The following is a 21,508-nucleotide window of genomic DNA, read 5'->3' on the forward strand; positions in this document are numbered from 1 at the left end:
CCCACAAGCCGAAACTTACCTCCCAGAATTTAGGATGTCCAGATGGTGGGAGTCACTCCTGAGCCGAGGACCCTGGCCGAGAAGGTCTGGGACGCGCACGTCGTACGGTCCGCCGCTGGTGAGCCGGATCTGCTCTTCATCGACCTGCACCTGCTGCACGAGGTGACCAGCCCGCAGGCGTTCGACGGGCTCCGGCTCGCCGGGCGCCGGGTGCGTCGTACCGACCTGACCCTCGCGACCGAGGACCACAACACCCCGACCGGGTACGACGATCCGGCGTTCCGCCTCCGCCGCGGTGACCTGCTCACCATCGCGGACCCGACGTCGCGTACGCAGATCGAGACGCTGCGCCGCAACTGCGCCGAGTTCGGGGTACGGCTGCACCCGCTCGGAGACGACAACCAGGGCATCGTGCACGTCATCGGCCCGCAGCTGGGCGTCACCCAGCCGGGCATGACGATCGTCTGCGGCGACTCGCACACCGCCACCCACGGCGCGTTCGGCGCGCTCGCCTTCGGCATCGGCACCAGCGAGGTGGAGCACGTGCTGGCCACCCAGACGCTGCCGCAGAGCCGACCGAAGACGATGGCCGTGAACGTCACCGGCCAGCTCGCGCCGGGTGTCACCGCGAAGGACCTGGTGCTCGCGCTGATCGCCCAGGTGGGCACCGGCGGCGGCCGCGGGCACATCGTGGAGTACCGCGGCGAGGCGATCCGCAACCTCTCCATGGAGGGGCGGATGACGATCGCCAACATGTCCATCGAGTGGGGCGCCAAGGCCGGCATGATCGCGCCGGACGAGACGACCTTCGCGTACCTCAAGGGTCGGCCGAACGCGCCGCAGGGCGCCGACTGGGACGCGGCGCTGAACTGGTGGCGGACGCTGCCCACCGACGAGGGCGCCCGCTTCGACGCCGAGGTGACGCTGGACGCCAGCCGGATCACGCCGTTCGTCACCTGGGGCACCAACCCGGGGCAGGGCGCGCCGCTGAGTGCGCCGGTGCCCGACCCGGAGGAGTTCGTCACCGACGCGGAGCGCGCCGCCGCCCGCCGGGCCCTGGAGTACATGGATCTGCGCCCCGGCACGCCGCTGCGGGAGCTGCCCATCGACGTGGTCTTCGTGGGTTCCTGCACCAATGGCCGCCTGGAGGATCTGCGGGCCGCCGCCGACGTGCTGCGCGGTCACCGGGTCGCCGACGGGGTGCGGATGCTCGTGGTACCCGGCTCCGCCGCGGTGCGGGAGGCCGCCGAAGCCGAGGGGCTGGACAAGGTCTTCGCCGACGCGGGCGCCGAATGGCGGTTCGCCGGCTGCTCGATGTGCCTGGGCATGAACCCCGACACGCTCAAGCCGGGCGAGCGCTCCGCCTCCACCTCCAACCGCAACTTCGAGGGCCGGCAGGGCCGGGGCGGACGTACCCATCTGGTGTCCCCGCCGGTCGCCGCCGCCACCGCCGTGGTCGGCCGGCTGGCCGCCCCCGCCGACCTGTAGAAGGGACCGACGAGATGGACAAGTTCACCACCCACACCGGTACGGCCGTGCCACTGCGTCGGTCCAACGTGGACACCGATCAGATCATCCCGGCCGTGTACCTCAAGAGGGTGACCCGCACCGGTTTCGCCGACGGACTGTTCAACGCCTGGCGGGAAGATCCGTCATTCGTGCTCAACGATGAATCCTATTCCGGGGCGTCGATCCTCATCGCCGGACCGGAGTTCGGCACCGGATCATCGCGGGAGCACGCCGTCTGGGCACTGCGGGACTGGGGCTTCCGTGCTGTCGTGGCCCCGCGCTTCGGTGACATCTTCCGCGGTAACGCACTCAAGGAGGGCCTGCTGCCGGTCGAGTTGGAATTGAAAGCCGTCGAGGAGCTGTGGGATCTCGTCGAAGCCGAACCGACGACGCCGGTGACCGTCGACCTGACCGCCCGACAGCTCCGGGCAGGGGATGCGACCTGGTCGTTCCCGCTGGACGACTTCAGCCGCTGGCGCCTGTTGGAGGGCCTGGACGACATTGGACTCACCCTTCGACACGCCGCTGACATCGACTCCTACGAGGCGACCCGACAGTCGTTCCTGCCCTCGGTGGCATAGCCGTACGCCCACCCCCACATCGGATTTCGCCCCCACCGGTCCAACCGGTGGGGGCGAATCCGTTACGACACAAGGGCTTTTTTCCGCCGAATGTTTGTGTCCAGGCACTACAGGGCATACGGTGCGCGCAGAATGGCTCGCGTCGAGTCAGTTGCACAATCGGGAGGAAGTCGTGAACAAGGCCGAGCTCATCGAGGCGCTCGCCGTTCGCCTGGGGGACCGGAAGACGGCGACGGCCGCGCTCGACGCGGTCCTCACTGAGGTCCAGGCGGCGGTCACCAAGGGCGAGAAGGTGGCGATCACCGGATTCGGAGCATTCGAAAAGCGTGTGCGTGGCGCACGAACAGCGCGCAACCCGCGTACCGGCGAGGCGGTGAAGGTCAAGAAGACATCCGTCCCGACCTTCCGTCCCGGCGCCGGGTTCAAGGAGATGGTGGCCAGCGGCAAGGTGCCGAAGGCCACGGTGGCGGCGAAGAAGACCGCGACCACCACGGCCAAGGCGACCGGCACCAAGGCCGCCGCCACCAAGGCCACGGCCAAGACGGCCGGCACCAAGGCCACCGCCACCAAGACGGCGAGCAAGAAGACCGCCCCGGCCAAGGCGAGCAAGACCACCACCGCCACCAAGACGGCGGCCAGCAAGAAGACCGCCCCGGCCAAGGCGAGCAAGACCACCACGGCGACCAAGACGGTCGCCAGCAAGAAGACCGCCCCGGCGAAGAAGAGCGTCGCGGCCAAGTCCGCCACGGCGAAGAAGACCACCGCGGCGGCGACGAGCAAGAGCACGGCGGCGAAGAAGGCGCCTGCGAAGAAGGCTCCGGCCAAGAAGGCGGCCAGCAAGCGCTGACCGACGGCCAGCGCAAGGGGCGTCCACCCGCGTGGTGGGCGCCCCTTGCGCTGGCCGGGACCGTTGACCGGGTCGGGTCGTACGCGCAGAATCGCCGTGCCGGTTCCCCCTTCGTGCCGGTCCGTCGACGGGAAGTGGGGCGCCGGTGCGCTACCGCCAGCTCACCACCGGATCGCTCGCGCTGGGCGTCATCCTGCTCATCGACGTGCTGCGGGTCTGGCTACCCGGCATCATCACCATCTTCGGGCAGGCCGCGTCCACTCCTGCCGAGCTGATGGGCGCGTTCGCGCTCGGCTGGTTCGTCCTGGCGCTGGCCGCGCCGGCCCTGGTCCGCCGGGTCGGTGCCCGCCCGGTGACCGTCGTCTCGGCCGTCGCGCTGGCCGTGGCCCGTCTCGCACTCACCGCGACTCCCGGCGGTCGTCCCCAGCTCTGGTTGGCCACCGCGGGTCTGCTGGCCGGGCTGGTGTGGCTGGTCGGCGTCGCCGCCGGCACCGACCGCCCGGTGCCCGGGTTGGCGCTCGGGTTGGCGGTCAACGCCGTCGGTCACGCGCTACTGGACACCTACGATCTCGTCTGGCGTGGCGGCTGGGTGGCGTGGCTGCTCAGCAGCGTCGCGGTGGCGCTGTTCCTGCTCGACGCGGCCCTGCCCGCCGCGCCGCCCGGCCGCGCCGGCGCCCGATCGTGGCTGCTGTTCGGGCCGACGCTGCTGCTGTCCGGCATGGTGGCCCTCGCTCCGGCGCTGGCGCAGGCCGGGATGTCGTACCTGGAAGCGGGTGGGTCTGTCGCCCGCTCACCGCTCTTCGGTCTGGCGCCGGTGCCGGTGGCGGTCGGCGGATTCCTGCTGGCCGCGCTGACGGGCCCGAACCGTCGGTGGGCCCGACCGCTCGGGCCGGCGGCCCTGCTGGCGGGCGCGGTGCTCTTCGCCCTCGACAGTGGCGACCTGCTGGTCGTGGCCATGCTGCTCAGCGCCGTCGGCCTCGGCGCGTGCCTCGCCGTCACCGACGGCGTCGCCGGGCCCGAGACCGCCGCCACCGACGGACCCGACCGGGACCCTGCTGCCCAGGAGGCCGACGACGGCCGGCGGGCGGCGGCCCGCCGGGGTTACGCCGTGGCCGGCGGCATGCTCGTCTTCGTGCTCGGCTCGGTCGGTTACTACTCCGCCTACGACCTCGGCTACCCCAACGCCGCCGTACCGGTGGTGGTGGCCGGGGTGGTCGCCGCCGTGGCCCTGGCGGCCCGTCCCACCCACCTCCGGCTCCCCGGACCGTTGGCACCACTGCCGACCACGGCCGTGGTGACCGTGCTGGCCCTGCTGGCGCCGCTCGTCAACGAGGAACTCCCGGTGGCCAGCAACCGGGAGGGTCCGCCGGAGCGGTTGCGGGTGGTGGCGTACAACGTCCGGATGGGCTTCGGCCTGGACGGCCGGTTCGACCTGACCGCGCTGACCGCCGCGATCCACGGGCAGCGGCCCGACGTGGTGCTTTTGAGCGAGGTGGACCGGGGCTGGCTGCTCAACGGCGGCCACGACACCTTGGACCTGCTGTCCGACCGGCTCGGTATGCCGTACGTCTTCGGGCCGGCCGCCGACCCCGTGTGGGGTGACGCGGTGCTCAGCCGCTGGCCGGTCACCGAGCCGAAGTCCCTGCCGTTGCCGGCAGTCGGGGCGCCCACCGGCGCGCAGGCCCTCGCCGTGACACTCGACCTCGGCGACGGCGTACGTGCCGCAGTGGTGAGCACCCACCTGCAACCACCGCCCGGGCGCGGGCCGGTGGTCCAGGCCCGCGCGGTCGCCGACTTCGCCACGGGGTACGCGGCGGGACGGCCACTCGTCGTGGCAGGCGACCTGAACACCGAACCGGATGACGAGGCGTTCGGGCAGTTCACGGCGGCGGGCCTGGTGGACGCGTTGGCGGGTTCCCGACCACTGGCGACGAGCCCCGCCGACGACCCCCGGGAGCAGATCGACCACGTCTTCGTCTCACCCGGACTGACGGCGACGGACCCGGTCGCGCCGCGCGGCGAGGCCAGCGATCACCTGCCGGTGGCGGTGACCGTCGCGCTGCCGCCGCGCTGACGCACCCGGCGTCAGCGGAGCCTGATCTCGGTGACCCTGCGCCGCCCAACGCCCCGGCGTGGCGGTCGGCGCGTCACAGGCGGTCGGTGGCGAGCAGTCTGTCCCCGCCGAAGGCGAGCAGCCAGCCGCCGCCCTTCGGGGTGGTGAAATCCTCGTCGGCGCGGCCGGTCAGCCGCTCCAACGCGCCGGGCAGCACCTTGCCCTGGCTGCACACCGCCACCTGCCCGCCGGCGCAGCCCAGCTCCAGCAGCTGGGCGGCGGTGGCCAGCACCCGCTCGTCGCGCTGCTGGCCCGGCTGCGGCTCGTCCAGGTCGCCGCAGACCTCGATGGGCAGGTCGAGCAGCGCGGCGGCAGGGTCGAGCGTCTGCACGCACCGGCGCGCCGAGGCCGACAGCAGCCGGGCCGGCCGGACCACGGCGATCAGCGGGGCCAGCGCGTACGCCTGGGCCCACCCCTCGTCGTCGAGCGGACGAGCGGTGTCCGGCCCGGTCCAGGTGGCCCGTTTGCCGGCGTGCCCGTGCCGCACCAGCGCGACAGTCGCGGTCACCGGTGGCACGGTGGCGAACGCGGCCAGCACCTCGGCGTCGTGCGGGTAGCTGACGAGCCGGATCGCGTCGTCGACGGTCAGCCACCGGATGTCGTCGACCTCGGTGCCCGGCTGGAAACCCCCCTCGGCGACGGCGAGCATCGACCAGTAGTCGACCAGCTTGGCCTGGCCCTCGCTGCGGTAGCGCACCGACGGCAGCCGCACCTGCGGTACGCCGCGCACGTCGGCCTCCTCGGCCACCTCGCGGACCGCCGCGACGAGCGGGTGCTCGCCCGGTTCCAACTTGCCCTTGGGCAGCGTCCAGTCCCCGTAGCGCGGGCGGTGCACGACGCAGACCCGTACGCCGTCGTCGGTCGGCCGCCAGCAGACCCCGCCGGCGGCCCGGATGCCCGTCACGGCAGCCATCTGGTCCGCCGTCGCCGGGTTGCCCGATGCCACGCGTCCGGGAACCGGGCCCGCATCCGGTGGACCGTGTCGCGTTCCCGCTCGGCCAGCCGCCCGGCGGTGACCGCCACCTCGTGGTCGTCCGGCCGCTCGGCGGCGAGGGCGAGCCAGGTCTCGGCGGCCACCGCGGCGTCCTGGTGCTCACCGAGCACGTCCTGCACCCGGGCCAGCGCGCGGGCCAGCCGGCGGGCGTCCCTGCCGACCGCGGGGAGCACGGCGGTGACCGCGTACCGGGCCTGCTTGCCCTCCTTGCGGACGGCGTGCCAGCGGTCGTCGGGCGCGAGGGGGTCGAGACCGTCGACGCCGTCCGGGCCGGTGAGCTGCCGCCACGGGCGGGCCACCAGCTTCGGTAGCGTCCGGGCCGCCGGGGTGGCCGCCCGCCGGGTGAGCCGGGGCGCGCGGGCGGCCAGCACCAGCGCGTCCACCAGGGCCAGGTAACGCGGCGAGCGCAGCGCCTCGTCGATGGCGGCGAGCGCCCGTCGCTGCCGCCGCGCGAGAGCGTCGTCGAGCCGGCCGACCGCGTCCATGTCGAGCGGGCTGAGCGGGTCCGCGGTCGCGGTGCGTCGGAGCCGGTCGCGCAGCACCTCGGCGTCGCGCGCCTCCCCGAGCACCCCGGCCAGCCAGCGCAGCTCGTCGCGCAGGGGACGGGCCCAACTCCGTCGTACCAGCGGCCGGAAGGTCCGCAGGTCGCTCCGCAGCCGTCGGCAGGCCACCCGCATCTGGTGTACGGCGCTGTCGCCGCCCTCGGTCGAGCCGCGCAGCCGGACGAGCGGGTCGTGCGTCAGCAGACGGCGTACCTCCTTGCGAACCGCCTCGGTGACCACCGCGCCGGCGCTCGGGTCGTCGGCCAGCCCGCCCGGTGGGACCAGGTCGGGTTCGGCCCGCGCGGCCGCCCCCAACGCCCGTACGTGCTTCGGGGTGAACGCGCCGGCCCGCGCCCCGGCGTCGTGCAGCACCTCGCCGACGCGGCCCAGCAGGTCGCGGTCGCCGGCCTTCAGCTCGGCCTCGACCTCGCGGAACGCGCCCGTGGTGGCACCGGCGTCGTCCAGGACGCGCACCCGGTCGTCCACCACCTCGGCGAGCACCGTGCCGTCCCCGGCGCACACCTCGTGGGCGTGCCGGACGGTACGCACCACCGCGACCGGCGCCAGCGGCGCACCCCGGTGCAGCGCGGTGACCAGCTCGACCAGCTCCGGCGGCGGCTGCCCGGCCGGTCCGGGGCGGGAGATCTCGTGCCGGACGCCGGGGGTGCCGGTGGGCAGCTTCACCGTCCACGGCAGCTCGTCACCGTCGCGGTGGCGCAGGGACGCCCCGGACCGGGCCAGCCGCAGGTCGACAGTGTCGAGATAGCGGGCGACGAGCGTCACGGGCGGCAGCGCCCGGACCCGTCCACCGGTCGGTGCGCTGGCGGACAGGTCGGGCAGCACGAAGGTGTCGTCCACCTCGTACTTCTGCTCCTCCTCCAGCATCAGCTCAGCCTATGCGGTGATCGCTCAGCCGGCCGTGCCACCGACGCGGCGCAGCAGCAGTTCCTGCAGATGCACGCGGGCCGCCTCGTCGCCGCCGGTACGCCGGGTCCAGGTGCCGTCGCCGGCCAGCTCGAACGCGTCGATGTCCGGGCTCATCGCGGCGGTCAGCACGTGGTCCAGCTCGGCCCGGGCGATCGGATCGCTCACCTGCACCAACGCCTCCACCCGCCGGTCCAGGTTGCGGTGCATCAGGTCCGCCGAGCCCATCCAGAACTCCGCCTCGCCGTTGTTGCCGAACCGGAAGATGCGGGAGTGCTCCAGGAAGCGGCCCAGGATCGAGCGGACCCGGATGTTCTCCGACAGGCCCGGCACCCCCGGACGCAGTGTGCACATTCCCCGGATCAGCAGGTCGACGTGGACGCCGGCCTGGGAGGCCCGGTAGAGCGCGTCGGTCACGCCCTCGTCGACCAGCGAATTGACCTTGAACTGGACCAGGCCGGGCATGCCGAGCCGGACGTGCGCGATCTCCCGCTCGATCCGTTCGATGAGCCCGCTGCGGATGCCCTGCGGGGCCACCAGCAGCCGTCGGTAGGCTGTCTGCCGGCTGTAGCCGGTCAGCACGTTGAACAGGTCGGTGAGGTCCGCTCCGATCTCCGGGTCGGCGGTGAGCATGCCGAAGTCCTCGTACAGCCGGGCGGTCTTCGGGTGGTAGTTGCCGGTGCCGATGTGGCAGTACCGGCGGATCTGGTTGCCCTCCTGCCGGACCACCAACGCGGTCTTGCAGTGCGTCTTGAGCCCCACCAGCCCGTACACGACGTGACAGCCGGCGCGTTCCAGGGTGCGGGCCCAGCCGATGTTCGCCACCTCGTCGAAGCGGGCCTTCACCTCCACCAGCACCACCACCTGCTTGCCGGCGGCGGCCGCGTCGACAAGCGCGTCGACGATCGGCGAGTCGCCGCTGGTCCGGTAGAGGGTCTGCTTGATGGCGAGGACGTTCGGGTCGGCCGCGGCCTGCTCGATGAAGCGCTGCACACTCGTCGCGAACGAGTGGTAGGGGTGGTGCACCAGGATGTCCCCGTCCCGCAGCGTGGCGAAGACACTGCGCGGCACCTCACCCTCGGCGAGCCGGGGGTGCGTGGCCGGTACGAACGGCGGGTCCTTCAGGTCCGGGCGGTCGGCCTCGCCGTACACCTGCCAGAGCGCGGAGAGGTCGAGCAGACCGGGTACGCGCAGCACGTCCTGGTCGTCCATGTCCAGCTCGCGGACGAGCAGTTCCAGCATGTGGTCGGAGATCGACGCGGCGACCTCCAACCGGACCGGTGGGCCGAACCGGCGCCGGGCCAGCTCCCGCTCCAGGGCCTGGAGCAGGTCCTCGTCGCGGTCCTCGTCGACCTCCACCTCGGCGTTGCGGGTCACCCGGAACAGGTGGCACTCGACCACCTGCATTCCGCTGAACAGCTGACCGAGATGTACCGAGATCAGGTCCTCGACGGGCAGCATCCGTACGCCCGGCTGGTCCCGGTCGACGCGGACGAAGCGGGGGACGTTGTTGGGCACCTTCACCCGTGCGAACAGCTCGGAACCGCCGTCCGGGTCCCGGACGGCCACCGCCAGGTTCAGCGAACGTCCCGAGATGTACGGGAACGGGTGTGCCGGGTCCACCGCGAGCGGGGTGAGCACCGGGAAGATGTGCTCCCGGAAGTAGGTGCGCAGCCGCTCCCGCTCACCGTCGCCCAGCTCACCCCAGCGCAGGATTCGGATGCCCTCGTCGGCCAGCTTGGGCAGCACGTCGTCGACGAAACAGGCGGCGTGTCGGGCGCCCAGCGCGGCGGTCCGCTCGGCGATCAGATCGAGCTGCGCCCGCAGGGGGAGGCGGTCGCCTCCGCGTACCGGCAGGCCGGCGGAGAGCCGCCGCTTCAGGCCGGCGATCCGCACCATGTAGAACTCGTCCAGGTTGCTGGCGAAGATCGCCAGGAACTTGGCCCGCTCCAGCAGGGGAGTGCGCTGGTCCTCGGCGAGGGCGAGCACCCGGGCGTTGAAGTCGAGCCAGGACAGCTCCCGGTTGAGGAAGCGGTCCTCCGGCAGCGGAGGCGGGGCCGGCGACTCGTCGTCGTCGGCCGCTGATGGCGCGGTCGGCTGCAGGCCGCCGGCCGCCGGGCCGTCCGTCTCGGGGGTCGCCACGGCGGGGTCGAGGACCTCGTCCAACCCGGAGGAGGCTCCGCCGGGGTCGTCGGCCAGCGTGTCGGCGCGGGCGGCGCCGGCCCGTTCGGCCCGGGAGGGACGGAAACGGCCGTCGGTGCCGCGGATGCGGGTGCCGTTGCGTGGGTCGGTGGCGGGTGGGGTGACCGGATGCTCGCGAGGGGTGCTCACCCGCTCATAATCACCCGATTCGAGTTAACGCAAAATGAACTTGGCCCTGCCAGCTCAGTTCATCGTCGGCAATGTCACCCGGACGACCTCGCCGTCGGGATCGGTGTCGATGCGCACCCGCTGACCGAGCCGGAGCAGCCGCAGGCCGGAGGCATCGAACGCCCGCCGGGGAAAACGCAGCTCGGTGCCGTCGTCGAGCAGCAGTACACCGCTGCGTGTCGCCGCGTCATAGCTGGCCACCGTGCCCTGCATGCTGGCACCGTACACCGGTGGGGTCCGGCCCTGGGGCGCCGTTCCGGCGGCCGGCTCCTCGGGCGGTGGCCGTCAGCCCGTGACGGGCGCCGGTCGGGCGGCGGCGAGCAGCGCGGCGGTGCGTGGTCCCACCCACAGTCGGGCGGCGGCGGCCAGGTCCTCGGCGGTGTCCACGTCGCGTCGCAGGCTCGGCCAGTCGCCGGTCAGCGGCAGCGCCCCGCTCGCCTCGTGCGCCACCGCCGAGCCGACCCCGAACCGTGGGTCGAGGTCGACGCCCGGCGGCGCGGCGAGCAGCACCGTTCCCGTGCCGGGCGCGTCCGCGACGAAGCGACGTACCCCCTCGGGGCCGCGCTGCGTCGCGAGCAGCGCGGCGGCCAGCTCGTCCGGGCGCAGCGCCGGCAGGTCGGCGGTGAGCCCGGCCACCCACCGCGCCGGGGTTTGTGCCGCGCCGTGCCGGAACGCGCCGTTCAGGCCGGCCTCCGGCACGTCGGCCAGCGTCCGCGCCCCGGCGGCCCGCGTCGCCCGCGCCACCCGAGGGTCGTCCGTCACCACCAGAACCTCGGCGACCGCCGGGCAGGCCAGCACCGCACGGAGGGTGTCGGCCGCCAGCGCCAGGGCCAGCTCCTCATGCGGTACGCCGGGCAGCCCGCCCCGCAGCCGACTCTTGGCCTCGGTCAGACGCTTCACCGGCACGACGACGGTCCACCTCGGCTGACTCACGTCCGCAATCCTGCCAGCCGGGCGGCGGGACCCTCGCTGGCCGTACCGGGGGCGAGCAGGCATGATTTCCGCTGCGGGTGTTGCGGGTGGGGCCCCGCGGCGGGGTCGGGGCGCGACGAGGAGGCAACAGTGGCACGGCGAAGGCTGGGGTTCTGGCAACGGTTCGCCGTGGGGCTGGTCAAGCCGGTGATGACCATCTGGACCCGGCGGACCTGGCGCGGCCAGGAGCACCTTGGCGGGGACGGCGGCATCATCATCGTCCCGAACCACATCTCACACGCCGACCCGCTCGTCTCCGCCCACTTCGTCTACGACTCCGGCCGGTGGCCGCAGTTTCTGGGCAAGGCCAGCGTGTTCCGGGTGCCGGTGGTCGGCTGGATCCTGCACCGGTGCCTCCAGATCCCGGTCGAGCGGGGCAGCGTGGAGGCGGTCCGGTCGCTGGACGCGCTGATCGCCGCCCTCGACGCGGGCGGCGCGGTCGTGATCTACCCGGAGGGCACCACCACCCGGCAGCCGGAGCTGTGGCCGATGAAGGCGAAGACCGGTGCCGCCCGGCTGGCGTTGGCCACCGGCGCGCCCGTGGTGCCGGTGGTGATGTGGGGCCCCGAGCGGATCTTCGACCCGCGTACCAGTCGGCTCAACCCGCGCCCCCGGATTCCGGTCACCGTGGTGGCCGGCGAACCGGTCGACCTGAGCCGCTGGGCGGACGCGCCGCCGACGCGGGAGACCCTCGAAGAGATGACGGACGCCATCATGCTGCGGTTGCGGGACATGCTCGCGGAGATCCGTGGCGGCACCCCGCCGCCGCTCTGGGAACGACCGGTCCGCCCGTCCGTCGAGCGGCCTCAGGGCGAAGCGGCATGAGCGGCCACGTCGCCGTCCTGGGCGCCGGCTCCTGGGGCACCGCCTTCGCCAAGATCCTCGCCGACGCTGGGCGGGACGTGACCGTCTGGGCCCGCCGAGCCCCGGTCGCCGAGAGCATCCGCGCCGAGCGGCGCAACCCGGAGTACCTGCCGGACCTGCTGCTGCCGGCCCGGGTCACCGCCACCACCGACGCCGCCGAGGCGATCAGCGGCGCCGAGGTGGTGGTGCTGTCCGTGCCGTCGCAGACCCTGCGCGGCAACCTCGCCGAGTGGGCCGTCCACCTGCACCCGGACTCGACCCTGGTGTCGCTGATGAAGGGCATCGAACTCGGCACCACCAAGCGGATGAGCGAGGTCATCGTGGAGACCGCCGGGGTTGCCGCGGACCGGGTCGTGGTGGTCTCCGGCCCGAACCTGGCCCCGGAGATCGCCGCCGAGCAGCCGGCCGCAACGGTCGTGGCCGGGACGAACGCCGACCGGACCGTGCTCGTGCAGTCGTCGATCCGGACGCCGTACCTGCGCCCGTACACCAACGACGACGTGATCGGCTGCGAGCTGGGCGGCGCGGTCAAGAACGTGATCGCGCTGTCCTACGGCATCGCCACGGCGATGGGTTTCGGCGACAACACCCGGGCCATGTTGATGACCCGGGGGCTGGCCGAGACGGCACGCCTGGGGGTGGCCCTCGGCGCGGACCCGATCACCTTCGCCGGCCTGGCGGGCATGGGGGACCTCGTCGCCTCCTGCTCGTCCCCGCTGGCCCGGAACCGGACCTTCGGCGAGCACCTGGGCCGGGGCGAGACGCTGGAACAGGCCCAGGCCGCCACGCGACAGACCGCCGAGGGCGTCAAGAGCTGCCTCGCGATCCGTGACCTGGCCCGCGCCCACGGGGTGGAGATGCCGATCACCGAGCACGTCGAACGGATCTGCCACGAGGGGATGGACCCGCGCCTCGCCGTTCGGGCGCTGATGAGCCGCACCGCCAAGCCCGAGTCGTACGAGTGAGGATTCGATGAGCGAACTGGGAGACGGCACCCGTTGCGTCCGCGCCGGTCTGCCCGAGCCGGCGCCGGGTGATCCGTTCCTGCCGGGGCCGGTCTTCGCCGCGCCGTACCACCTCGACCCGTGGCAGGGTCAGGGCACGTCGCCGAACGGCTACGGTCGCCCCGACAACCCGACCCGGCGGCTGCTGGAGGCCGCGGTGGGCGAGTTGGAGGGCGGGGACTGCCGCGTCTTCGCCAGTGGCCAGGCGGCCATCACCGGGGCGCTGTTCACCCTGCTGCGGCCGGGGGACACCGTGGTTCTGCCCTCCGACGGGTACTTCCCCGTGCGGGCGTTCGCCACGGCCGTGTTGGAGACGATCGGCGTACGGGTGCTCTTCGTGCCGACCGTGGGGCCGTACCCGTCCTTCGAGGGCGTCCGGCTGGTCCTGGTGGAGACTCCGGCCAACCCCGGCCTGGACGTGGTCGACGTGGCCGCCCTGGCGGAGCGGGCGCACGCCGCCGGTGCCCTGCTCGCGGTCGACAACACCACGGCCACCCCGCTCGGGCAGCGTCCGCTGGACCTCGGCGCCGACCTGGTGGTGGCCTCCGGCACCAAGGCGCTCACCGGCCACTCCGACCTGCTGCTCGGCTACCTGGCCAGCCGGTCGGCCGAGGTGCTGGAGGCGGCGACGCTGTGGCGTACGAGCACCGGCTCGGTTCCCGGCGCGTTCGACGCCTGGCTGGCCCACCGGTCGCTGGCGACACTCGACCTGCGGCTGGCCCGGCAGACCGCGAACGCGGCCGCCGTCGCCGACCTGTTGGCGGCCCGTTCGGACGTCACGGGACTGCGCTGGCCGGGGCTGCCGGGCGACCCCGCGTACGCGGTGGCCTCGACGCAGATGCGCCGGATGCCGGGGGTGCTGTCGTTCGACCTGGGTGACGCCGATCGGGTGGCGCGCTTCATCGACGCCGCCCGGCTGGTTGCGGCCGCCACCTCTTTCGGTGGCCTGCACACCACGGCGGACCGGCGGGCGCAGTGGGGGGACGACACCGCTCCCGGCTTCGTCCGGCTGTCCTGCGGCGCGGAGGACCCGGCCGACCTGGTCGCCGACATCGCCGCCGCGCTGGACGCCAGCGGAGGGGCCTGAGTGGGGTCACCGTCGGTGGACCGTTCCGCCCTGGTGGGCCGGCTGCGCGGCGCGGGCTGCGTGTACGCCGAGGACGAGGCAGAACTTCTGATCACCGCCACCGATGATCCACTGCGGCTGGCCGAGCTGACCGACCGACGGGTGGCCGGTGAGCCGCTGGAGTACCTGCTCGGCTGGGCCGAGTTCTGTGGCCTGCGGATCGCCGTCGACGCGGGCGTCTTCGTGCCACGTGGCCGGACGGCGCTGCTGGTCGAGCTGGCGGCCGAGCTGACCGGCCCCGCCCCGGCCGTGGTCGACCTCTGCTGCGGCTCCGGTGCCACCACCGTCGCGTTGGCGCGCCGGCTCGCGCCCCGCTGGCTGGCCGCCGCCGACATCGACCCGGCGGCGGTGGCGTGCGCCCGCCGCAACCTCGCCGGGCTGGCCGCCGAGGTGTACGAGGGTGACCTGTTCGCCCCGCTGCCGGGACACTGGCGGGGGCGACTCGATCTGGTGGTCGCCAACGCCCCGTACGTGCCGACCGACGCGGTGGCCCTGATGCCGTCGGAGGCGCGGCTGCACGAGGCCACGGTGGCGCTCGACGGCGGGCCGGACGGGCTCGCCGTGCTACGCCGCGTGGGCGTCGAGGCGGCAGCCTGGCTGGCTCCGGGCGGGCACCTGATCGTCGAGGCCGGCGAGACGCAGGTGGTCGACCTCTGCCGGTCGTTCGAGGCCGCAGGACTGATCCCGACGGTGCGGGCGGACGAGAACCTCGACGCCACTGCGGTGACAGCTCGCCGCCCGGGTTGAGCTGCCCCCGCTCCGTCGGTGTCGTGGTGGTGCGCGGGATCAGGTCGTCCAGGCGCGCGGTCATGGCGGCGGCGCTGGGTACGCACCTGCTGTTCGCGCCCTTTGCTCTGCTTCAACGGAGGAAACACCGCGCTGTCCGATTACCGGACGTCAGGTGTTTCCCGGGTTGAAGCAGAGCAAAGGGCGACCCGAGCACCCGTGCTCCTCCCCGCCCGGTGGCGCGGTGCGCGGCGGGCGGTGCGGGGCGGCGTGGGGCGGCGTGGGGCGGCGTGGCGGGGGAGCGGGGTTGGCACTAGCCTCGGCTCACACTCATGAGGGCAGGAGGCGGTTGCGGTGGGCAGCGCAGGGGTGCCGGTGGTCGTCGGCCTGGACAACGGTGGCACCAGCAACAACGCCACCGTGCTGACCGTGGACGGCCGATTCCTGGTGGACGGCCTGCTGGAGATCCCCAGCGAGGTGCAGGCCGGCCCGGAGGCGGCGATCGAGGCCCTGGCGCGGGCGTTGGACGGGGCGCTGGCGCAGACCGGTGTCCCGCGTGAGCTGGTCCGTGCGGTCGGGCTGGACACCCCCGGTCCCGCCAGCGCCACCGGCGTCATCTCGTCGCGTGGCTCGACCAACTTCTCCCAGCCGGCCTGGCGAGGCTTCGACGTGCGGGGCGCGTTGGAGCGGCGGCTCGGCCTGCCGGTTACCTACCACAACGACGGCAACGCGGCCGCGCTCTACGCCCACCACGTGTACTTCGGCGACGAGGCGATGACCCGTTCGTCGGTCTCGGCGATCGTCGGCACGGGCCTCGGCGGCGGGGTGGTCGAGGGCGGCAAGGTGATCGCCGGGGCCTCCGGCATGGCCGGGGAACTGGGTCACGTGCACATCCCGCTGGGTGGCCTGATCGGCCCGGGGCAGCCGGAGCCGACCTGTGCCTGTGGCTTCAGCGGCGACGTCGAGAGCGTCGCGTCGCTGACCGGCATCGAGCGCAACCTGCTGCCGTACTGGCTGACCCGTCATCCCGACCATCCCCTCGCGGCCGAGCCGCTGGCACGGGCGGCGAAGCTCGTGCGGGGCTACGGCGAGCGGGGTGACGCGCTGGCCCGGGACCTCTTCACCCAGCAGGCGATGGCGCTGGGTCGCCTGTTCACCCTGGCGGCCAACTTCACCGACCCGCACGCGTACTTCGTCGGTGGTGGGGTGGTGGAAGCCGCGCCGGCGTTCCGGGACTGGTTCCTGGCGACGGTCCGCGAGCACACCGTGCTCCGCGCCGAGCAGGCCGCCGTCGCCACCTTCGCCCTCGTGCCGGACCGCGACATGGCCGGCGCCCGTGGGGTGGCGATCGCCGCCCTGGAGGCGGTACGCGCCGCGCCGGAGCCCCGCCCGCTGATCGCCTGACCGTCGCGCGAACACCGACGACCGCTCTGACCCGCCCGCGCCCCGCGTCCCGGGCTGTGTCAGCCCGGTCGGCGGGGCGCGGGTGTCGTGCGGGAGCGCGGCGGTCAGCGGTGCGGTGGAGCCTGGGCGAAGGCGGCCCAGGCCGCCGGGGGGAACAGCAGGGCCGGGCCGGCCGGGTCCTTGGAGTCGCGGACGGCGACCAGTCGGGGGATCGTGGCCACCTCCACGCAGGCACCCTCGTCGCCGCTGCGGCTGCTCTTGCGCCACGCCGCCGCGGCCAACGCCGCTGTGATAGTCGGTGTCATCGGTCCTACCGTCCCTTCAGGACTGACAGGAGCATCGCCCGGCTGTCCGCCGGACTGAGCGCCACGCTGCGCAGATGCTCCATGATCTTGGTGCAGGTACGCGTCTCGCCCGCCCGGTCGAGGATCATCTGACCGGCGACGGTCTCCACCGACGCGATGATCGGGTCCTCCGGATCGGCGAACTCCAGGATGTGCAGCGAGCCACGGGTGCCCCGGTGGTAGCCGGCGGAGAGCGGAATCACCTGGACGGTGATGTTCGGCAGCTCGGCCATCTTGACGAGGTGCCGCAGTTGGCCCTCCATCACCGACTCGTCGCCGACCGGGCGTAGCAGCGCGCCCTCGTCGATGATCGCGTCGAGGATGGGTGGGGTGTCGGCGGTGAGCCGCTGTTGGCGGTCGAGCCGGACCTTCACCCGCTGCTCCACCAGCTCGTCGCCGAGGGTGTGCGGGCCGCCGCGCATCACTCCGCGGATGTAGTCGGCCGTCTGCAACAGACCGGGCACCACCGACGGCTCGAAGTTGGAGATGGCGGTGGCCTCGGCCTCCAGCGCGATGAAGTCGATGGTGCGCGGGTCGAGCAGGTACGAGTACGACACCCACCAGCCCGGCTTGCGCGCGTCCTTGGCGAGTTGCACCGCTGCGGCCACCTCCTCGGCGTTCGCCCCGTACGAGGTGAGCAGGGCGCGCACGGTGGCCGGGCTGACCAGCGTCTGGGCGTTCTCGTAGCGGGAGAGGGTGCTGCGGGTGCTGTTGATCTCGTCCGCGGCGGTCTCCAGCGTCAGCCCGGCGGCTTCCCGGAACTGGCGTAGGGCGATGCCGAGTCGACGGGCGCGGGCGGTCTTCGGGGCCATGCATCGATGGTCGCACACATTTACGGGAACGGGTACATGAGAGATGGCCGATGAGAGTTGCATTCATGGCTGTAGACGTGTCAATCTGTTATCGCGTCCTCACCGCCGGTTGTCGTGGCGACGGTGGTGGTGAGCGACCGGAGGGGATAGGGCGCGCGGCGATCGGGTTTCTCCCCCGTACCCGATCGCCGCGTGCCGCCCGCGCCAGCCCGCCGGAAGGAGACGACGTGCCTACCGCTTCGAAGTCTCCGCCCCCGCGCCCGGGGGGTCGGCGATGACCCGCTTCCTGGTCGTCCTGACCGACGTGCGGCCCGTCGAGGGCATCGACCGCAACGAGCGGGTCGCCCCCGAGCGCCGCCGCCAGGTCGTCGGCGCGAGCAGCAGGGAGGCCGCCGACCGGATCGCCGGGGCCTTCATGGCGCTGGGCATGGTCCGGGCCGGCCGGCAGCGGGTCAAGGTGATCGCGGTCGGTCGCCGGCACTCACGGGACTGATTCCGACCCTCATCAATCGTCACGCACCGTATATGCTCTGTTGACCGAATGCCGTGTCGGTTCGTGGCTCGCCGGGTATCGCCGCGTCTGATCGCCACGCACAGTAAGGTCAACCGGGTGAGCGCCACCGGCGAGCACGACCAGCCGCAGTCGCGTACGAAGAGGTGACCGGAGTGACCACCCCAGGCAAGACCCGCGTGGCGATCGTCTTCGGCGGCCGCAGCCCGGAACACGGCATCTCCTGCGTCAGCGCCGGCAGCGTGTTCGGCGCCCTCGACCCCGACGAGTACGAGGTGGTGCCGGTGGGCATCACCCGCGCCGGCCAGTGGGTGCTGACCAGCGGTGATCCTGCCCAGCTCGCCATCAACGCCCGCCAGCTCCCGGAGATCACCGCCGACTCCGGCGCGGACATCGTGCTACGCGCCGACCCCACCGGGAACGGGCTCATGGTGCTCGACCCGACCGAGGGTCCGCGGGCGCTGGCCGACGTGGACGTGGTCTTCCCGGTGCTGCACGGCACGTACGGCGAGGACGGCACCATCCAGGGCATGCTGGAGATGGCCGGCATCCCCTACGTGGGCGCGAACGTGTTCGCCTCCGCCGCGGCGATGGACAAGGAGTTCACCAAGAAGCTCTGCGCGATCGAGGGCATCCCGGTCGGCTCGTACGCGGTGCTGCGCAACGGCATGACGCTCAGCGAGCAGGACAAGAAGCGGCTCGGCCTGCCGGTCTTCGTGAAGCCGTCCCGCGCCGGCTCCTCGTTCGGCATCACCCGGGTGACCGACTGGGCCCAGCTGGACGAGGCGGTCGCCACCGCCCGGCAGTTCGACCCCAAGGTCATCATCGAGGCCGCGATCATCGGTCGCGAGGTCGAGTGCGGTGTGCTGGAGGGTGAGGCGGGCGGCACCCCCGAGGCGTCCGTGCTGGCCGAGGTGCGCGTCGTCGCCGACCACGACTTCTACGACTTCGAGGCCAAGTACCTCGACGACTCCTGCGAGTACGACATCCCGGCCGGCCTGCCGGACAAGGTGACCCGCCAGGTGCAGGAGTACGCCGTCCGCGCGTTCACCGCGCTGGACTGCGCCGGTCTGGCCCGGGCCGACTTCTTCGTCACTCCCGAGCTGGACATCTACCTCAACGAGGTCAACACGATGCCCGGGTTCACCCCGACGTCGATGTTCCCCCGGATGTGGGCGGCCTCCGGCCTGGAGTATCCCAAGCTGGTCAACCGGTTGATCCGTACCGCCCAGCGGCGCGGCGTCGGCCTGCACTGAGCCGCCGCCCTCGACGCGTGACCCGTGTGGCGGGTCACGCGTCGTCGCGTCAGCCCTTGCAGCCGGCGGGGACGGCACCGCCCGAGGGCACCGAGGCCACGATGGCGCTGGAGATCGGGGCGGCCCACTGCAGCGGCTGCGTGTAGGAGCGCGGGATGCGGACGGTCACCGGAGTCTCCCGGTCGACGGTGGTGAGCACTGTCACGTCCGTCTCCTCGACGGGGTGCCAGCAGACCCGGTTGACCATCCAGACCTCGTCGGTGGCCGGGACGGTCGGCTCGGTGCCTCCGCAGGCCAGGGTGAGCGCGGGGTCGCCGTAGGCGGCGTTCTGCTCCGGGCCCGCCGTGACCGGACGTTGGGTCAGGTCACGGATGGTCTGCGGCAGCTGGGAGAGCAGCGCGCGGCAGACCGTGGCCGGACGTCCGGCCAGTGCCGGCGCGGCCATCTCGACGGGAGCGCTGGACTGCGCCCGGGTGGTGCTCGCCGAAGGGCTCGGGGCGGCGGCCGGCGTCTCCGGGGCGAGCTTGGTGAAGGCCAGCACAGCCACCAGAAGGGTGATCGGCAACGCGATCACCGTGGCCAGCAGTGCCGCTCCCCGGATGGTCCGGTCCCGGCCGGCCGGCGCGTCGACGATCGGATCGGTGTCGGCGTGGGTACCGTCAGCCGGCTCGTGCGACTCGTCCGCCGGTTCCCGCTTCCTGCCGTCGTCGTCCAGAGCAGCCGAGGGGGTCGTCATCTCGTCCACTTACAGCCGCACCACCGAACACGTGAGGGTGCGGGTGATGCCGGGCACCATCTGCACCTTGCTGACGATGAGTTTGCCGAGCTCGTCGACGGTGTTCGCCTCGGTGAGGACGACCACGTCGTACGGTCCGGTGACGGCGTCGACGCGTACCACGCCGGCGATGTCCGCGATGAGACCCGCCACGTCGCGTGCGCGGCCGACCTCGGTCTGGATGAGGATGTACGCCTGTACCACGACTCGACCTCCGTCCGTCGCCGCCCGGAGGCGGCCCGAAGGGTGAAACTACCTTACGGACCAGGTCCGATCCCTATCGGTGGTCAAGGAGCAGCGGTGAGCGAGCGCGGCGGTGCCGGGCAGAACGGGTCGAACGTCGGCGGTGGTGCCAGCGTGGCCGGAATCGGCGAGTTCGGGCTGATCGGGCGGGTGACCGCTCGCCTGTCGATGGGCCCGACGACAGTGCTCGGGCCGGGTGACGACGCGGCGGTGGTGGCCGCGCCGGACGGCCGGGTGGTCGCCTGCACGGACGTGCTCGTCGACGGACGGCACTTCCGGCGGGACTGGGGATCGGCGCGCGACGTGGGTCACCGGGCCGCCGCGGCCAACCTGGCCGACGTCGCGGCGATGGGCGCCGTCCCGACCGCTCTGCTGGTCGCCCTCTGCATGCCCGCCGACCTGGAGACAAGCTGGGCCGAGGAGCTGGCCGACGGGCTGGCCGCGGAGGCCGCCACGGTCGGCGCGAGCGTGGTCGGTGGGGACATGTCGTCGAGTCCCACCCTGACCATCGCGGTCACCGCGCTGGGCGACCTCGGCGGCCGGGCGCCCGTGGTGCGTTCCGGCGCCCGTCCCGGCGACGTGCTGGCCCTGGCGGGTCGCATCGGGTACGCGGCGGCCGGGTTGACCGTGCTCAGCCGGGGCTTCCGCACTCCGCGGCTGCTGGTCGAGGCGTACCGCCGGCCGCAGGTCCCGTACCCGGCCGGGCCGCAGGCCGCCCAGCTCGGCGCGACCTCGATGATCGACGTCTCGGACGGGCTCCTCGCCGACCTCGGGCACGTGGCGCGGGCCAGCGGTGTGGCGATCGACGTACGCCGTGACGCGTTCGAGGTGCCCCGGCAGATGGCCGACGCCGCGCAGGCGTTGGGCGTCGACCCGTACACCTGGCTCCTGGCGGGTGGCGAGGACCACGCGCTGGCCGCGACCTTTCCCCCGACGGTGGCGTTGCCGCCGCCGTGGCGTCCCGTCGGCGTGGTGACCGAGGGTGTCGGGGTGACCGTCGACGGCGGTGCCTACGACGGGCCCCGGGGCTGGGACCACTTCCGATAGGGCCGCGCGACGGCCGTACCCTGGACACCGTGAGTGAGATCGAGATCCGGCTGGTGCGGTTCGACGCGCCGGTGGCACAGCAGTTGATCAAGGCCACGCTGGCCGACCTGGCGGTCCGCTACGGCGGCACCGGCGATGACACCCCGGTCGCCGCGAGTGAGTTCGAGCCACCGGACGGCGCGTTCCTCGTCGCCTACCTGGCCGGTGAGCCGGTCGGCTGCGGTGGCTGGCGCAGTCACGGTGACGACACCGCCGAGTTGAAGCGGATGTACACCGCCCCGGCGGCCCGTGGGCGCGGCGTGGCACGCACGGTGCTCGCGGCCGTCGAGCGTTCCGCCCGCGAGCACGGCCGCAAGCGGATGGTCCTGGAGTGCGGGGACAGGCAGCCCGAGGCGATCGCCATGTACGCGTCCGCCGGTTATGACCGAATCCCGAACTTCGGCTTCTACAAGGACGCGGAGGGCTGCGTCTCCTTCGGCCGCACACTCTGAGCGGCCCGAGCACGGACACGACAGAGCCGGCGGGCCGCAGGGGCCCGCCGGCT

At 73.0% G+C, this 21,508-nt stretch carries 22 protein-coding genes; 13 read left to right on the plus strand and 9 right to left on the minus strand.

The features are described 5' to 3' along the window. Nucleotides 1-42: 42 nt before the first annotated feature. The 4 genes from leuC to ABZU91_RS01520 all read left to right on the plus strand — a co-directional run bounded on the left by leuC (nt 43) and on the right by ABZU91_RS01520 (nt 5,011). Nucleotides 43-1,488, plus strand: a complete 1,446-nt coding sequence (gene leuC, locus ABZU91_RS01505) for a 3-isopropylmalate dehydratase large subunit (protein ID WP_355232980.1) — start codon at nt 43-45, stop codon at nt 1,486-1,488. A 14-nt stretch (nt 1,489-1,502) separates the two neighbouring features. Continuing rightward, complete coding sequence (leuD, locus tag ABZU91_RS01510) at nt 1,503-2,090, plus strand: 3-isopropylmalate dehydratase small subunit (RefSeq protein WP_355232981.1); 588 nt, start codon at nt 1,503-1,505, stop codon at nt 2,088-2,090. Between the two features lie 172 nt (nt 2,091-2,262). Beyond that, nucleotides 2,263-2,937, plus strand: coding sequence for an HU family DNA-binding protein (locus tag ABZU91_RS01515; RefSeq protein ID WP_355232982.1), 675 nt, complete (start codon nt 2,263-2,265; stop codon nt 2,935-2,937). A 145-nt stretch (nt 2,938-3,082) separates the two neighbouring features. Further along, nucleotides 3,083-5,011 carry an endonuclease/exonuclease/phosphatase family protein gene (locus ABZU91_RS01520; RefSeq protein WP_355232983.1) on the plus strand — a complete coding sequence of 643 codons (1,929 nt, stop codon included), beginning with the start codon at nt 3,083-3,085 and terminating at the stop codon, nt 5,009-5,011. 73 nt (nt 5,012-5,084) lie between these two features. On the opposite strand, the gene ABZU91_RS01525 is transcribed toward ABZU91_RS01520, so the two are convergent. The 5 genes from ABZU91_RS01525 to cofC all read right to left on the minus strand — a co-directional run bounded on the left by ABZU91_RS01525 (nt 5,085) and on the right by cofC (nt 10,813). Next, complete coding sequence (locus ABZU91_RS01525; protein WP_355232984.1) at nt 5,085-5,963, minus strand: NUDIX hydrolase; 879 nt, start codon at nt 5,961-5,963, stop codon at nt 5,085-5,087. Further along, complete coding sequence (locus ABZU91_RS01530; protein ID WP_355232985.1) at nt 5,951-7,471, minus strand: CYTH and CHAD domain-containing protein; 1,521 nt, start codon at nt 7,469-7,471, stop codon at nt 5,951-5,953. The genes ABZU91_RS01525 and ABZU91_RS01530 overlap by 13 nt, the downstream gene beginning before the upstream one ends. Nucleotides 7,472-7,495: 24 nt before the next feature. Further along, a complete protein-coding gene (locus ABZU91_RS01535; RefSeq protein ID WP_355232986.1) occupies nt 7,496-9,841 on the minus strand; it encodes an RNA degradosome polyphosphate kinase in 2,346 nt (781 codons plus the stop codon). 54 nt (nt 9,842-9,895) lie between these two features. After that, nucleotides 9,896-10,093, minus strand: a complete 198-nt coding sequence (locus ABZU91_RS01540; RefSeq protein WP_355232987.1) for a cold-shock protein — start codon at nt 10,091-10,093, stop codon at nt 9,896-9,898. A gap of 72 nt (nt 10,094-10,165) precedes the next feature. Then, complete coding sequence (gene cofC / locus ABZU91_RS01545; RefSeq protein ID WP_355232988.1) at nt 10,166-10,813, minus strand: 2-phospho-L-lactate guanylyltransferase; 648 nt, start codon at nt 10,811-10,813, stop codon at nt 10,166-10,168. 129 nt (nt 10,814-10,942) lie between these two features. Between cofC and ABZU91_RS01550 the strand changes: the two genes are divergently transcribed. From ABZU91_RS01550 to ABZU91_RS01570, 5 genes are all read left to right on the plus strand, one after another. After that, nucleotides 10,943-11,677: a lysophospholipid acyltransferase family protein gene (locus ABZU91_RS01550; RefSeq protein ID WP_355232989.1), complete on the plus strand. Its 735-nt coding sequence runs from the start codon at nt 10,943-10,945 to the stop codon at nt 11,675-11,677. Beyond that, nucleotides 11,674-12,681: an NAD(P)H-dependent glycerol-3-phosphate dehydrogenase gene (locus ABZU91_RS01555; RefSeq protein ID WP_355232990.1), complete on the plus strand. Its 1,008-nt coding sequence runs from the start codon at nt 11,674-11,676 to the stop codon at nt 12,679-12,681. The genes ABZU91_RS01550 and ABZU91_RS01555 overlap by 4 nt, the downstream gene beginning before the upstream one ends. 7 nt (nt 12,682-12,688) lie before the next feature. Then, nucleotides 12,689-13,807 (plus strand): cystathionine gamma-lyase, encoded by a 1,119-nt coding sequence (locus ABZU91_RS01560; protein WP_355232991.1) that lies wholly within the window; start codon nt 12,689-12,691, stop codon nt 13,805-13,807. Nucleotides 13,808-13,822: 15 nt separating this feature from the next. Beyond that, nucleotides 13,823-14,593 carry a putative protein N(5)-glutamine methyltransferase gene (locus ABZU91_RS01565; RefSeq protein WP_355232992.1) on the plus strand — a complete coding sequence of 257 codons (771 nt, stop codon included), beginning with the start codon at nt 13,823-13,825 and terminating at the stop codon, nt 14,591-14,593. Nucleotides 14,594-14,926: 333 nt separating this feature from the next. Then, a complete protein-coding gene (locus tag ABZU91_RS01570) occupies nt 14,927-15,976 on the plus strand; it encodes an ROK family protein (protein WP_355232993.1) in 1,050 nt (349 codons plus the stop codon). Between the two features lie 104 nt (nt 15,977-16,080). Here the strand turns inward: ABZU91_RS01570 and ABZU91_RS01575 are convergent, their stop codons facing one another. Both ABZU91_RS01575 and ABZU91_RS01580 read right to left on the minus strand, forming a co-directional pair. Continuing rightward, entirely contained in the window at nt 16,081-16,281 is a 201-nt protein-coding gene (locus ABZU91_RS01575) for a DUF397 domain-containing protein (RefSeq protein ID WP_355232994.1), read from the minus strand. Nucleotides 16,282-16,286: 5 nt separating this feature from the next. Beyond that, nucleotides 16,287-17,132 carry a helix-turn-helix transcriptional regulator gene (locus ABZU91_RS01580; protein ID WP_355232995.1) on the minus strand — a complete coding sequence of 282 codons (846 nt, stop codon included), beginning with the start codon at nt 17,130-17,132 and terminating at the stop codon, nt 16,287-16,289. Between the two features lie 274 nt (nt 17,133-17,406). On the opposite strand from ABZU91_RS01580, the gene ABZU91_RS01585 reads away from it, so the two are divergent. Together ABZU91_RS01585 and ABZU91_RS01590 are read left to right on the plus strand one after the other, a co-directional pair. Continuing rightward, nucleotides 17,407-17,625: a hypothetical protein gene (locus tag ABZU91_RS01585; RefSeq protein WP_088946586.1), complete on the plus strand. Its 219-nt coding sequence runs from the start codon at nt 17,407-17,409 to the stop codon at nt 17,623-17,625. A 173-nt stretch (nt 17,626-17,798) separates the two neighbouring features. Then, nucleotides 17,799-18,899 carry a D-alanine--D-alanine ligase family protein gene (locus ABZU91_RS01590; RefSeq protein ID WP_355232996.1) on the plus strand — a complete coding sequence of 367 codons (1,101 nt, stop codon included), beginning with the start codon at nt 17,799-17,801 and terminating at the stop codon, nt 18,897-18,899. Between the two features lie 49 nt (nt 18,900-18,948). Here the strand turns inward: ABZU91_RS01590 and ABZU91_RS01595 are convergent, their stop codons facing one another. Together ABZU91_RS01595 and ABZU91_RS01600 are read right to left on the minus strand one after the other, a co-directional pair. After that, a complete protein-coding gene (locus tag ABZU91_RS01595; RefSeq protein WP_355232997.1) occupies nt 18,949-19,644 on the minus strand; it encodes a DUF3515 family protein in 696 nt (231 codons plus the stop codon). Next, on the minus strand, nt 19,645-19,878 hold the full coding sequence (locus ABZU91_RS01600) for an Lrp/AsnC ligand binding domain-containing protein (RefSeq protein WP_007456453.1): 234 nt from the start codon (nt 19,876-19,878) through the stop codon (nt 19,645-19,647). A 96-nt stretch (nt 19,879-19,974) separates the two neighbouring features. Here ABZU91_RS01600 and ABZU91_RS01605 point away from each other — a divergent pair, with 96 nt between their 5' ends. Beyond that, nucleotides 19,975-20,964, plus strand: a complete 990-nt coding sequence (locus ABZU91_RS01605; RefSeq protein ID WP_355232998.1) for a thiamine-phosphate kinase — start codon at nt 19,975-19,977, stop codon at nt 20,962-20,964. Between the two features lie 29 nt (nt 20,965-20,993). After that, on the plus strand, nt 20,994-21,455 hold the full coding sequence (locus ABZU91_RS01610; RefSeq protein WP_355232999.1) for a GNAT family N-acetyltransferase: 462 nt from the start codon (nt 20,994-20,996) through the stop codon (nt 21,453-21,455). Nucleotides 21,456-21,508 lie beyond the last annotated feature (53 nt).

Origin of the sequence: Micromonospora sp. NPDC005174, assembly GCF_040608495.1 — a bacterium.
Taxonomy (GTDB): Bacteria; Actinomycetota; Actinomycetes; order Mycobacteriales; family Micromonosporaceae; genus Micromonospora.

Coding starts and splice junctions, on each gene's coding strand:
- leuC (WP_355232980.1), top strand. CDS start 43: ATGGTGGGAGTCACTCCTGAGCCGAGGACCCTGGCCGAGAAGGTCTGG.
- leuD (WP_355232981.1), top strand. CDS start 1,503: ATGGACAAGTTCACCACCCACACCGGTACGGCCGTGCCACTGCGTCGG.
- ABZU91_RS01525 (WP_355232984.1), bottom strand. CDS start 5,963: ATGGCTGCCGTGACGGGCATCCGGGCCGCCGGCGGGGTCTGCTGGCGG.
- ABZU91_RS01530 (WP_355232985.1), bottom strand. CDS start 7,471: ATGCTGGAGGAGGAGCAGAAGTACGAGGTGGACGACACCTTCGTGCTG.
- ABZU91_RS01540 (WP_355232987.1), bottom strand. CDS start 10,093: ATGCAGGGCACGGTGGCCAGCTATGACGCGGCGACACGCAGCGGTGTA.
- ABZU91_RS01555 (WP_355232990.1), top strand. CDS start 11,674: ATGAGCGGCCACGTCGCCGTCCTGGGCGCCGGCTCCTGGGGCACCGCC.
- ABZU91_RS01560 (WP_355232991.1), top strand. CDS start 12,689: ATGAGCGAACTGGGAGACGGCACCCGTTGCGTCCGCGCCGGTCTGCCC.
- ABZU91_RS01575 (WP_355232994.1), bottom strand. CDS start 16,281: ATGACACCGACTATCACAGCGGCGTTGGCCGCGGCGGCGTGGCGCAAG.
- ABZU91_RS01580 (WP_355232995.1), bottom strand. CDS start 17,132: ATGGCCCCGAAGACCGCCCGCGCCCGTCGACTCGGCATCGCCCTACGC.
- ABZU91_RS01585 (WP_088946586.1), top strand. CDS start 17,407: ATGACCCGCTTCCTGGTCGTCCTGACCGACGTGCGGCCCGTCGAGGGC.